This window comes from Chitinophaga sp. (assembly GCF_035564935.1).
Classification (GTDB): Bacteria; Bacteroidota; Bacteroidia; order Chitinophagales; family Chitinophagaceae; genus Chitinophaga.
On the sequence record NZ_DATMTE010000865.1, the window covers coordinates 1 to 11,453 of the forward strand.

At 47.0% G+C, this 11,453-nt stretch carries 11 protein-coding genes; 4 read left to right on the forward strand and 7 right to left on the reverse strand.

All coding sequences use genetic code 11. The annotated features are described in order from the left end of the window. Nucleotides 1–677: 677 nt before the first annotated feature. The 6 genes from bshB1 to VN105_RS22605 form a co-directional block, all read right to left on the reverse strand. Entirely contained in the window at nt 678–1,406 is a 729-nt protein-coding gene (bshB1, locus tag VN105_RS22580) for a bacillithiol biosynthesis deacetylase BshB1 (protein ID WP_325644465.1), read from the reverse strand. Between the two features lie 35 nt (nt 1,407–1,441). Then, on the reverse strand, nt 1,442–1,936 hold the full coding sequence (locus tag VN105_RS22585; protein ID WP_325644467.1) for a hypothetical protein: 495 nt from the start codon (nt 1,934–1,936) through the stop codon (nt 1,442–1,444). A 45-nt stretch (nt 1,937–1,981) separates the two neighbouring features. Beyond that, complete coding sequence (locus VN105_RS22590; RefSeq protein WP_325644469.1) at nt 1,982–2,605, reverse strand: DUF4294 domain-containing protein; 624 nt, start codon at nt 2,603–2,605, stop codon at nt 1,982–1,984. Nucleotides 2,606–2,685: 80 nt separating this feature from the next. Further along, on the reverse strand, nt 2,686–3,687 hold the full coding sequence (locus VN105_RS22595; RefSeq protein ID WP_325644471.1) for an alpha/beta hydrolase: 1,002 nt from the start codon (nt 3,685–3,687) through the stop codon (nt 2,686–2,688). A 133-nt stretch (nt 3,688–3,820) separates the two neighbouring features. Beyond that, nucleotides 3,821–6,304 (reverse strand): cytochrome c biogenesis protein CcsA, encoded by a 2,484-nt coding sequence (gene ccsA / locus VN105_RS22600; RefSeq protein ID WP_325644473.1) that lies wholly within the window; start codon nt 6,302–6,304, stop codon nt 3,821–3,823. A 71-nt stretch (nt 6,305–6,375) separates the two neighbouring features. After that, nucleotides 6,376–6,774, reverse strand: coding sequence for a cytochrome c maturation protein CcmE (locus VN105_RS22605; RefSeq protein WP_325644475.1), 399 nt, complete (start codon nt 6,772–6,774; stop codon nt 6,376–6,378). A 239-nt stretch (nt 6,775–7,013) separates the two neighbouring features. Here VN105_RS22605 and VN105_RS22610 point away from each other — a divergent pair, with 239 nt between their 5' ends. Genes VN105_RS22610 through VN105_RS22620 form a run of 3 tightly spaced genes read left to right on the forward strand, consistent with a single transcriptional unit; the run spans nt 7,014 to nt 9,977 of the window. Next, nucleotides 7,014–8,057: an agmatinase family protein gene (locus tag VN105_RS22610; RefSeq protein ID WP_325644477.1), complete on the forward strand. Its 1,044-nt coding sequence runs from the start codon at nt 7,014–7,016 to the stop codon at nt 8,055–8,057. 16 nt (nt 8,058–8,073) lie between these two features. Continuing rightward, on the forward strand, nt 8,074–8,661 hold the full coding sequence (locus VN105_RS22615; RefSeq protein WP_325644479.1) for a hypothetical protein: 588 nt from the start codon (nt 8,074–8,076) through the stop codon (nt 8,659–8,661). A gap of 20 nt (nt 8,662–8,681) precedes the next feature. Then, nucleotides 8,682–9,977 (forward strand): radical SAM protein, encoded by a 1,296-nt coding sequence (locus VN105_RS22620; protein WP_325644481.1) that lies wholly within the window; start codon nt 8,682–8,684, stop codon nt 9,975–9,977. A gap of 118 nt (nt 9,978–10,095) precedes the next feature. Here VN105_RS22620 and VN105_RS22625 read toward each other — a convergent pair whose 3' ends face one another. After that, nucleotides 10,096–10,983: an AraC family transcriptional regulator gene (locus VN105_RS22625; protein WP_325644483.1), complete on the reverse strand. Its 888-nt coding sequence runs from the start codon at nt 10,981–10,983 to the stop codon at nt 10,096–10,098. A gap of 156 nt (nt 10,984–11,139) precedes the next feature. Between VN105_RS22625 and VN105_RS22630 the strand changes: the two genes are divergently transcribed. Further along, on the forward strand, nt 11,140–11,453 hold a 314-nt coding region (locus VN105_RS22630; protein ID WP_325644485.1), incomplete at its 3' end, for a hypothetical protein.

An 11,453-nucleotide genomic window follows, 5' to 3' on the forward strand; every position in this document is an offset into this window, starting at 1 on the left:
TTATTGCGATGACACAGCTATCCGGAGGTAGCGCCTATATAATCAAAAAAAATATTCCGGGCTTAACATTTTTATGCTATTTCTGTAACATTTTGGCACGTTATTTAGTTATATAGACGGACTTTTTAATCAAATTAGCATGGAAATGAAGAAAAAATATTTTTTACTGGTGGTTATCACGATTGGACTTGCTTTGATTCCGTTTATTAAAAACAGCATCATTAAACACGATGAATTTGACGCTACACGAGATCTGTTCATTTAGTGTTTAGCGGGTCCCATTGACCGTTTCTGAAAACACCCCAAAAGCGGGGTCGGGCTTTTGTTTGCCGGCAAATAATGATGCAGCCGGGTTGCGCTTCCCACCCCCTTAACTTTACCGCGGATATTCGCTTTCACACACACTTTATAGTTGATTTTCAATCGATAAAAAAGAATTGGGAGACAACCGCGAATGTTTTCGCTATTGTCTCCCAACTTATTTTAAGTGTGTAACAATTCCTCTCTAACTCTTGCCGGTACTACGTTTGCTGATCAAGTCCACCTTCCCTCCGCATCATGTGCACCTTCTCTGTATGGCATAAGTATGCACTAAGCATCTCCTAAGCCTTCCCTGTTCAATGGCAAAGTAGGGTCCGGGTATCCTCAAAGCCTATTCTGTTCAATGGCAAAGCCACTCAGGTATTTTCACTGATCACATCTGCAAAGCTCCTGATACCGATCATTTTAGCGGAAGTATAGCCTTCTGCATACTCCACTCCCACCATCTTACCCAGCATTTTCGCGCGGTAAATAACACTGTCAAAAAAGCCGGAACCGGAAATATAGGTTTGCGGCTCATGGTCTTTCGGCGCCAGGAACTGTGAACTGAAGCTCCTGATCGCTTCCAGCTTACGCTCCATTACAGCGGTAATATCTACTACAAAATCGGGTTCGTGATAACGGTCCTGCAGGAAATGAAAAACCTGTTTCGGGCGCCACGCTTCCTGTGTCTGCCCATCTGCCAAAGTTTCTACTTTTCTTAGTCCTGCCAGGAAGCAACTGTCGGCAATCAGTTTGCCTGCCCTTCCATGGTCGGGGTGGCGGTCGTCCATTGCATTGGCCAGTACAATATCTGGCCGGTATTTCCGGATAGCGGTAATAATAGCCATTTGCTCCATCGTATCATTCCTGAAAAAGCCATCAGCCAATCCAAGGTTTTCACGGACTTCCAGTCCCATGATCTTTGCAGCGGCTTGCGCCTCCTGCTCCCGCAATTCGGGGGTACCACGTGTGCCCAGTTCTCCGCGGGTAAGATCAACAACGCCTACCTTCATTCCCTGTTGGGCATGTACCATCAGGGTGCCGGCACAACCCAGTTCCACATCGTCGGGGTGCACCGCTATAGCCAGTATATCTAGTTTCATATGCTGTAAATTGAGGTGCAAAGATGGGAAAATATTTACTCTTCTGAGCTGGTGATCACGATCCCGGCCTTCCGGTCCATCACCTGGTACTTGTCCTGCACCTCTTTATCAGAAATAATCCGCATAGAACGGAAGGTTTTCCTGTCGAGGGTCATTAAACCGGTTTCATTGGTGGGAGTAACGGGTTTCCCGTTCACGATAAAGTAAAAGCTGCTGTCGTTGCCGTATTTACGCAGCAGGCTGTCGTATGCCGGGGATTCGCTGCTCAGCAGCACATTCACCCTTTTACGGGCAAAGGGTTTGGTTTCTATATATACCACCCCATTTTCCGCCTGGCTGCCATACTTCAGCACTGCTTTGGAGCCTTTTGCAATGGTGATCACCCCAATCCGGTCGGGCGATACCTGCCCTATAGCGGCCTGGTTTACCACCACGCTGTCCAGCACATACACGGGATCATCGCCGGCCACCTGTGCCATGGCTCCAACGGAAATAAATAATAAGCTGCTAAGTAAGATCCTTGCTTTCATAATAAACCCTTTTCATGACAGGCGAATATTACGAAGATAGCCCAATTAATTGTAGACGCGGTATTGCTGGTACATTTCCAGCTCCTGCACAATCGCCTCAATGTCGCGATCTTCCTGTTTGTCGTAGTCGCTTTTCAGGTTGCCTCCAAAAAAGAAAGCAACGGTTTGCCATACGCGGGCATTAAAGCCGCCTTTAAGCTCTTTGATAATTTCAAAGCAGTTCTGACCCGTTTCGCGGTTAATCAGTTTCATGAGTACTTTACCCTGGTATACGGAGAGGTTTTCCAGTTTATCGCCGAACTGGGCCTTGAGTTCTTTTTCTTTGGTGGCCAGGAAGGCCTTACGTTCCTTTTTATTCATGGAAGCCAGGCGGCTGTTCACATCTTTCAGTACCCTTGCCGCTGATCTGGCATAAGGGTAAGTTACATATACCGCATTCCGTAAACGGCTCCAGCGCTCACGCTCTTTACGCAGGGCTTTGGGCATCTTCGCCACTACATCAAATATCGCCAGGGTGATCACCGGCACGGTATCCTGTCCCACTACAATGGCATGCAATGGTATCACATCCGCCCCATGCGCCTCCTGGGCCATCGCGCCACTGTGGTAAAAGGACATGCCCAATACCAGGAACAGTGAAATGATGATCTGTTTAAAACGGATACGCATAGTTAACTTAACGTTGCTTACTGATAGAATGTTACCACAAGTTATAAAAAGATTTGAGATTCGGTGTTAACTAAAAAGTGTTAGCGGATTGGTTTCATATGCAAGATATTTTCCGCAAAATGGTCGATCGCTTTTTCCACCGCGGGAATGTCGTGCCCTGTCAGCGCGCATCCCATTACATGATTGCCAGCCCCCGGAATTGCCACGGCTTCCTTTAAGGAATCCGGTGTGCCCAGCTTCTTTTCCATTTCCAGAATAGCGGATACTCTCACGGTTCCATCCTGGTTCGCCTCATCTTTATAATAGTATAAATTGAGCACCGGCTGATGTACTTTCTCAAAAGTGGCATCCACCATGCTGGACTCCAGCAGGTTTTGCAATTGTACCACCGCTTCCAGGCGGTAATTATTATACCAGTACTTTGCTATTTCGGGGTTCTTATCATCGCTGTGCCTGAAGTCCCCTTTGCTCACCGCCCGTGCTAATTGTAATCCCCAGGGATTATTGGCGAGGAAGGCCAGGTTGTCGTTGATGGCAATGTTGGGCGACATATTGATCATCGCATAAACATCGTTGGGATAGGCTGCTGCCAGCTTCAGCGCCAGCGTACCACCGGTGGAGGTGGTCACCAGGATCACCTTATTGCCCAGTGCCTTGCCTATGCTCAATGCCTCTTCTGCATCTTTCCACAAACCGGCGGCTGTCATATGCAGCAGCGGATCGCTGGTTTCAATCCCGTGCCCGTCGAGCCGCGACAGGAACAGGTTACACCCGTAGCGAGCGGCAAAATTGCGGTGTACCGGGTTTCCTTCTTCCTGGCTGGCGGAAAAGCCGTGCAGGTATACCACCGAATAAGGCGTTTTATGAAAACCGGTGTCCTGCCATACAATACGGGCTTCATTATCAGGTTTCAGGCGATAGGCTGCCTCTTTATGCTTTATATAAGCATCCAGGGCCGGGCCGGCTGCCGGCACTGCCGGTAAACGATGCTCATACACCGGCGCTTCCGGGGAGGGGCCGAGAAAATACACCACGGCAAGCGTGGCTATAACGATCAGGGATATACGTAACCACCTAGGCATCATCAGGATATTTATTCCTGTTAAATGTATAGAACAATTCTGAAATGCCGCCGCCTCCGGAAGGATTTAACCAAGAAAAAATCCTTCAACAGCCATGCCATTGAAGGATTCTCTCTGAAAAAATATACAAAGATTATCTTCTCCTTATTTTCTGATAAATGCTCATTGCAGTACCTATCACTGTAATAATGATACCCAGCCATAACACGTTGATATAAGGGAATATCAGCGCTTTCATCACGATATAGTCGTTGAAGCTGGTGGCTTCTTTTACTTTCAGCTCTATTTTGTTTTCCGCAGGCATGATCTTCGAGAACCTTACATTCAGGTTCAGCGGCGCCAGGGTATCTTCCACACTGTACTGGTAGCTGCTGTCGCGGATAAAATAGATAGGCTGCAGTTTAAAATGATCGTCTGTTTGCGTGTATACCTCCAGCTCGGCCCCTACAGCCAGGTCGCCACTCTGCGGAACATAATTGCGGCTTTGCGGGCTGGTGTTCAATCCTTTCAGCACAATGAACCCTTTGGAGAAAAATACAGAGTCGCCCTGCTTCATTTCATGGGTCACATAAGGCGTGGTATCTGCCTGGGCGGCTTCATCACGGTTAGGTGCGGCAGATACATAGGTGAATATATCCTTTGTCAGGTAGTGCCTGGAAGCCGGGTTGGAAGAAAGTGCATTTTCCTTTTTATTTACAAACGCATCCGGGTAAAGGGTAAAACGCTCCAGCGCTTTGCCTGTTTGCCTGTCTTTTTTCTCGTAATGCACTACATAGTACGTTTTAGGATCGCCCTGCGCTACGGAATCACCTGTGTAGGTAACATGGTAGTCGCCCATTTCCACCGGTACATCTTTTGGCAGCATAATATTCTCGCGCGGATTCTGTTTGCTTTCCTTTGTAAAAATACCATCACCCAGCATCTTCATACGGTCCAGTGAAATCACTTCCATTTTAGCGGAGGAGATCAGCACGCCCAACAGTACCATACCAAAGCCAATATGCGCTACAGAGGCGCCTGCGTTTTTCAGCTTGCCTTTCAGGCCGGAGAAGATATAAAAGAAGTTGGCCACAATGGCATAAATGCTGGCGAACAACATCAGATAAATAGCAGTGAGGAAGCCGGCGCCATACTTATCGTAAGTGATAGTACCTTTCCAGGCCACCAGCCCGGTTAACAGTAAAGCGACCACGGTGGGCACCAGCAGCTTTTTGGTGATCTCGCCACGGGGAGTATCCTTGTACCGCATAAACTGCACAATGGCGGTTAATACGCCCAATACAATAGCAATCCAGATCTGGATCTTGTTGTAGTGGAAAATACTATCAGATGGGGGCGCAATATCGTTCATACTGAACAGCGTCTTCAAACCGGTTACGCTCAGTAATTTATTCCATACGGGAATAGAAGTAGTAAAGGTGATCTGGATACCTGCAATCAGCAGGATCAGGGAACCTACAAACAGCCAGAACTCGCGGGAGTAGCTGTTCTCTTCTTTTTTAACAGTAGGAATTTCCTTCCTGCGGATGATCAGCAGGGCGATAGACGGGATGGTGAACACCAGCATGGAAAACAGCAGCTGTGCGGTCATCCCCATATCTGTAAAGGAGTGTACGGAGGTATCTCCCAGTACACCGCTCTTTGTTAAGAAAGAGGAATACAGGATCAGTACGTAGGAAATAAAGAAGAAGAAGAAGGTGGATTTCAGTGAGTGCCCCGTGGCTTTGTAGGCCAGGAGGGTATGTACGCCCGCCACCATGGTAAGCCAGGGTACCAGCGAGGCATTCTCTACCGGGTCCCATGCCCAGTAACCGCCAAAATTCAATGACTCATATGCCCAGGCGGCGCCCATCATGATACCGGTTCCCAGCATCATTATGGCAAAAAGGCTCCAGGGTTGTACCGGTTTTACCCAACCGGTATAATCCTTTACCCACAGCCCTGCAAAGGCAAAGGCAAAAGGAATGATCATGGAAGCAAAACCCAGGAACAGTACCGGCGGGTGGATCACCATCCAGTAGTTCTGCAACGTAACGTTCAACCCGTTCCCGTCGTGGATATGCTGCATATAATCTGCTGTCTGGAAAATAGGAGCTGCCTGGTTTTCAGGCGCTTCCCTCAGCAGCATGAAAGGATTGCTGCCTACTTTATAACCCAGGATGAAAATACCAAGCAGCATACTTGCCATGATCAGCTGTGCCAGGGAGAAAATTGTCATCACCGGCGCCTCCCAGTTTTTGGAAGTGCGGATCAGGAAAATCCCCAGGATACTGTTCCAGATACTCCAGAGCAGGAAACTTCCTTCCTGGTCGGACCAGAGGCTGGACAACAGGTACTGGATAGGCAGGTCGCGCGAGGTATTACGCCATGCGTATTTATATTCGAAATAATGATTATACAGGATAAAGTACAGGCAACTGAAAACGCCTATTACGGCGGCCGACTGTATAATAAAAGACCAGCGCGCCAGTTTCTTCCATGAATCCCGGATCAGCGGTTCTTTTCCTTTAACTACATTATAATAAGCCACGGTGGCTACCATAGATGCTACAAATGCCAGTATGGCAAAGAAGTGGCCCAGTTGGCCCGGCAGTAAATGTTCCCCTACAAACTTCATAAAATTCCTCTGAGAGATATAAATATTGTGGCATTGATTATCCGGCGATGATAATCATATCGTATAGCTGATTACAACTGTTTGTTGCTTACTGCAACCTGGTCGTCCTTATACTTGGACGGACATTTCATCAGTATTTTACTGCAATGAAATTCATTGCCATCCATTTTACCGGTGAGTACAATGGATTCGGCTTTTTCAAAGTCGGTAGGTTTAGCGCCGTAGAAAACTACTTTGTGGGATTCCCCGGTTTTATCGTGGACATAGAAGCTAAACAGGTTGGCATCTTTGATCGGATCGTAGTTCATCGCCTTTAAGGTATCGAGTGTACCAATTACATGGAACTCTTTTCCCTCCTTCTCACGGGCTGTTGCAAAAGTTTCATAGGTACTGAAATCACCCACCATAGTCACTATCACTCCAATTGCCACCGCAATTACCACCAGCAGAATAATATTTGTTTTTTTCATATGAAAATTATCTTCCCTATTGATTAGACACAAGCTGCAAAAACCCTTTACCCGCGCGACTTCACCACCTCCTCACTTTTTGCCTTACTTTATTTGTTTCCGATTAATCGGCAAAATTAAGTCAAAATGACCTTCTTCCGACAAAATTTATATAAAAGGCAATTCTTTTTATGAGAAGGACGGCTGTAAGTAAACATAATCCTATCTTTGCGCGGAATTTAGAAAAGTACGACTTTATCATGGCAGATTTATCTCAATTTGACCCTAACTCGGTTGGCCTGCTGTCCAACAACGTTTTTGGCTTACCTTTTTCCGAAGAAGAAGCAAGACTGGTACTGGTACCTGTTCCCTGGGAAGTAACCGTTTCTTATAGTAATGGTACCGCCCGTGGCCCGGAACATATTTTCAGGGCTTCCTTCCAGGTAGACCTGTACGATGCAGATGTGAAAGACGGCTGGAAACAGGGTTTCTATATGCGGGAACCGGACAAACACCTCCTGCTGCGCAGCGATTACCTGCGCAAGGAAGCTGAACTGTACCTGAAGTTCCTGACCGAAGGGGGAGATATTTCTGAAAATGAATTTCTGAAAAAAACCCTGGTAGATGTGAGCAACGGCACCAGGGCCATGAATGAATGGGTGTACACCCAAACCAAAGCCCTGCTGGAAAAAGGAAAGCTGGTTGGCCTCGTAGGCGGCGACCACAGTACGCCGCTGGGCTTCTTCAAAGCCATTGGCGAGCACAAAGGCGAATTTGGTATCCTGCAGATAGATGCACACTGCGATCTCCGCGATGCATACGAAGGATTCAAATACTCCCACGCTTCCATCATGTTCAATGCGCTGGCCGAAGTACCGCAGCTTTCCAAACTGGTGCAGGTAGGGATCCGCGATTACTGCGAGGAAGAAGTGGATTATATCAATAGCAGTGAAGGCCGTGTAGTTACCTTCTTCGATAAGCAGATCAAGGAAAGACAATTTGAAGGGGAATCCTGGAAAGCTATCTGCGACAGCATTATAGCTACTTTACCGCAACAGGTATATATCAGTTTTGATATCGACGGGCTGGATCCGAAATTATGCCCGCATACCGGCACCCCGGTAGCCGGCGGTTTCGAGGTAGAGCAGGTATACTATCTTTTCAAAAAAGTACTCGAAAGCGGCAGGAAACTGATCGGCTTTGACCTGAACGAAGTAAGCACTTCACACGATGAATGGGATGCCAATGTAGGCGCACGTGTGCTGTTCAAACTTTGTAACCTGCTGATCAGTTCCAATTCTTAATCTCACATTCCTGTACATGCAAAGTTTGCGCATCCTGCATCCGAATACCCCCAGCAGAATCCGGTTATTACCGGTGATGCACGGGCTTACCGGCATACTGTTCCTGTTTAATGCGATCGGCATTTACCGCAGTCCGCAACCTAACTGGTTCCTGGTAGTATTCTTTCTTGTAATAGGAATTGCCTGTATCGGCTTTCCCTTTACCATGAGGAAGTTTAAGAAATTTAGCGAAGCCAATACCGTAGCCAGGATAATAGAAGCGCTGATCTGCTTTACCGGCAGCCTGTACTTCCTTTCGCACCTGAATCCCGTTACCGCCTTGCTGCTGTTCCTGGTAGGCGCCGGACTGGCTTATGTAGGCTGGATGGAGCACCGCATTTTCCAGCCCGTTTACGTGAAAATGGACACTACCGGGATCACGCTTCCGGGAACCTTTTCAAAAAGGCTGGTTGGCTGGAACGAACTGAATAACGTAATTTTGCGGAACGACCTGCTTACGATCGACTTTAAAAACAACAGGATCCTGCAACTGGAAGTACTGGATGAACCAGGCGCAGCACAAAGGGAAGCCTTGAATAATTTCTTCCAAAGCAGGGTGCAATAAACAGTACCTAAAAATAAAAAATGCTGAAACAAACACCTTACATATTATACTCAGACGGTAACGGTAATATTTTTGAAGATACCTCCATGTATGTAACCGGCCGCAGCGGCTGGGACGCATGGCCGGTGGAAGCAGATGAATGGATTGAATTACCGGAAGGAGGTAATTTGTATGAGTTGCCCGGCCGCCGTGGCATTGGTATCAACGCCGCTACCGGCGACATGCAGCTGTGCGATAAAGGATGGGCCGTAGCCGCATTCATACCGCCGGCGCATACCGGTTTTTACCTGGCTGCCTACGAAACCATGCCGGATGCACCTACCCTGCCGCTGTTCTGCTACACTGCAGTAGGCTGGCTGGACGGTAAATTTTATGTACCCGCCACCCGTATTGAAGCAGATATCCGCCAGGAATGCGCAGGATTTGATGATAAAAAAGTAAAACAGGGGGTAAAAACCCTGGTGGAAGCATACCCGCACAACAGGCTGGTACAGCATCTTGCAGAAAATTGCGCACTCACCTACGAATGCCCTGCCGCCCGTAATTATTTTATGGGGAGATGGGAATGCCCTATTCCTTCCTCTCCTGCATGTAATGCCAATTGTGTTGGATGCATATCATTCCAGCCGGAAGAAGAAAGTATTGTTTCCACGCAGGACCGTCTCCGTTTTAAACCAACCGCTGAGGAAATTGTGGAGTACACTGTACCCCACCTGGAAACAGCCCCCTTCCCTATTGTGAGCTTCGGACAAGGCTGTGAAGGCGAGCCCCTGCTCATGTGGGAAACCATCCGCGAATCCATCCTGGAAATACGTAAACATACGCCCAAAGGCAGCATCAATATCAATACCAACGGCAGTAAGCCCGATGCCGTAAGAGCCCTCTGTGAAGCGGGCTTGAACAGTATCCGGGTAAGCCTGAACTCCGCACAGGAAAAATATTACACCCCATATTACCGCCCTAACAACTACGTTTTTGAAGACATTATCGAAAGCCTGAAAGTAGTGCGTGAATTTGGTGGCTGGACCTCCATCAACTATTTCGTGTTCCCCGGTATGACAGACAGCGCAGATGAATATGAAGCGCTGCGCAGGCTGATCCGGGAAACAGGGCTGAACATGATCCAGTGGCGCAATTTCAATATTGATCCCGACTGGTACCTTGGTAAACTGGGCATCACGGAAACGGGTGAATGTTTAGGCGTAAAACAACTGCAGGAACTGATCCATGAAGAATTTCCAGACCTGAAGTTCGGTTACTTCAACCCGCCTATGGAGCGTATTACCGGTGATTATATGAGCGATTTCGCGCATTGAAAATAATATAGAAAACAGGGGCTGACCAAAAGCAATGGTCAGCCCCTGTTTTATTCAGGTACCATTGCGGTACATATAGAAGACCTGCAAAAAGAAGCAGAGCAAAGTGGGACGGCCCTTACTTTAGCTCTTCCGCAAAGCGGTATTGCCTCGCATAGGCAGAAGGCGACATCCCTGTTACCTTTCTGAACACCCGGTTAAACGTGATCGGGTTATTATACCCGGTGGCATAGGCTACCGCCGCAATGCTGTCGAAATCGCCGTTGATGATATTTTTGCAGGCCACATTGATCCTGATCTCATTCAGAAATTCGAGGTAGGTTTTCCTGGTATGTTTTTTAAAGTATTTGCAGAAGGCATAGGTGGTAAGATGCGCTACACCCGCAATTTGTCCCAGCGATATATTTTCCGCATAATGCTCCAGGGTGTACTGGTAAATATCATTCATCCGCAACCCTTCCGACTCACTGTAGGAGTGCCTGGAAAATCCGGTGGATAAGGATCTCCAGTCCTTCACCTGTTTAGAAAAATACACCAGCATGCTTACAAATGCCAGCAATCTTTCTGCGCCGCTGAGCCTTGCAATCCTTAATATATCAGCTGCTGTTTTCTCTGCATATTCCGCGGGCAGTTGCAAACTGTTGGCAGTGAGTTGCAGGAACTTTCTCACGGTGTCCATCTCTTTCAGCGAAAACAAGCCCTGTAAGGCATGCTCATGATCGAAAAAGATATGGATAGCGTGAATATTCTTCTCCTGTAAATTTTCAAAATAACGGGCATCTCCCTTGAACATATGCGGCTGGTTGGCGCCAATCACATAAATATCTCCTGCTTTGAACGGTTGTGTATAGTTTCCGGCAATCAGGGTACCTTCCCCTTTTATAATAAGTGTTACCTGCGCCTCTTTGTGGCGATGCAGGTAGTTATAGAAGTAAGGGAGGATATCTTCCTGTATCACTACAGCACCTTCATCGGCAACCGGGACAGTAAATTGAATTACTTTCATTAACCAATTTTACTACTTTATCTGCAAAATTAGGGATAATGTGGCAATAATGGTAAAGTGTTGGACAATATCTCAAATTCTCAAGCTTTGTTTTTAATCTCCGAAGCCAAGGGAAAAGAGTAGATTAGATAATTCCTTATCTAAAATAACCCGAATATGAAAAAATCCCTCATTTTACTGGCATTGCCAGTTATGTTACTACTAGCCAGCAGTTTTAGCTTACCCAACGATCATGTTGATAAACCCAGAAAAGAAGCAAAAAAAACAGTTAAAAGATGCGGACCAACGATTACAGTTTACAGTACAGGTGTATCAACTAACTGGATTCAACTGATTTATGTTCCCGATGGTACCACCTATACGGTAACGAACCCAACATTTCCATATACATTTTCAGCAAATCTTTATAATGGAGATTATATCATTAATGTTGGAATTTCCGCTTATCCTTCAGCTGGGGTGGCTTATGT

Excerpts from the sequence above, each read along its gene's own strand:
- VN105_RS22620 (WP_325644481.1), top strand. The coding sequence starts at position 8,682 with ATGCTGAAACAAACACCTTACATATTATACTCAGACGGTAACGGTAAT.
- ccsA (WP_325644473.1), bottom strand. The coding sequence starts at position 6,304 with ATGAAGTTTGTAGGGGAACATTTACTGCCGGGCCAACTGGGCCACTTC.
- VN105_RS22625 (WP_325644483.1), bottom strand. The coding sequence starts at position 10,983 with ATGAAAGTAATTCAATTTACTGTCCCGGTTGCCGATGAAGGTGCTGTA.
- bshB1 (WP_325644465.1), bottom strand. The coding sequence starts at position 1,406 with ATGAAACTAGATATACTGGCTATAGCGGTGCACCCCGACGATGTGGAA.
- VN105_RS22610 (WP_325644477.1), top strand. The coding sequence starts at position 7,014 with ATGGCAGATTTATCTCAATTTGACCCTAACTCGGTTGGCCTGCTGTCC.
- VN105_RS22595 (WP_325644471.1), bottom strand. The coding sequence starts at position 3,687 with ATGCCTAGGTGGTTACGTATATCCCTGATCGTTATAGCCACGCTTGCC.
- VN105_RS22605 (WP_325644475.1), bottom strand. The coding sequence starts at position 6,774 with ATGAAAAAAACAAATATTATTCTGCTGGTGGTAATTGCGGTGGCAATT.
- VN105_RS22590 (WP_325644469.1), bottom strand. The coding sequence starts at position 2,605 with ATGCGTATCCGTTTTAAACAGATCATCATTTCACTGTTCCTGGTATTG.
- VN105_RS22585 (WP_325644467.1), bottom strand. The coding sequence starts at position 1,936 with ATGAAAGCAAGGATCTTACTTAGCAGCTTATTATTTATTTCCGTTGGA.
- VN105_RS22615 (WP_325644479.1), top strand. The coding sequence starts at position 8,074 with ATGCAAAGTTTGCGCATCCTGCATCCGAATACCCCCAGCAGAATCCGG.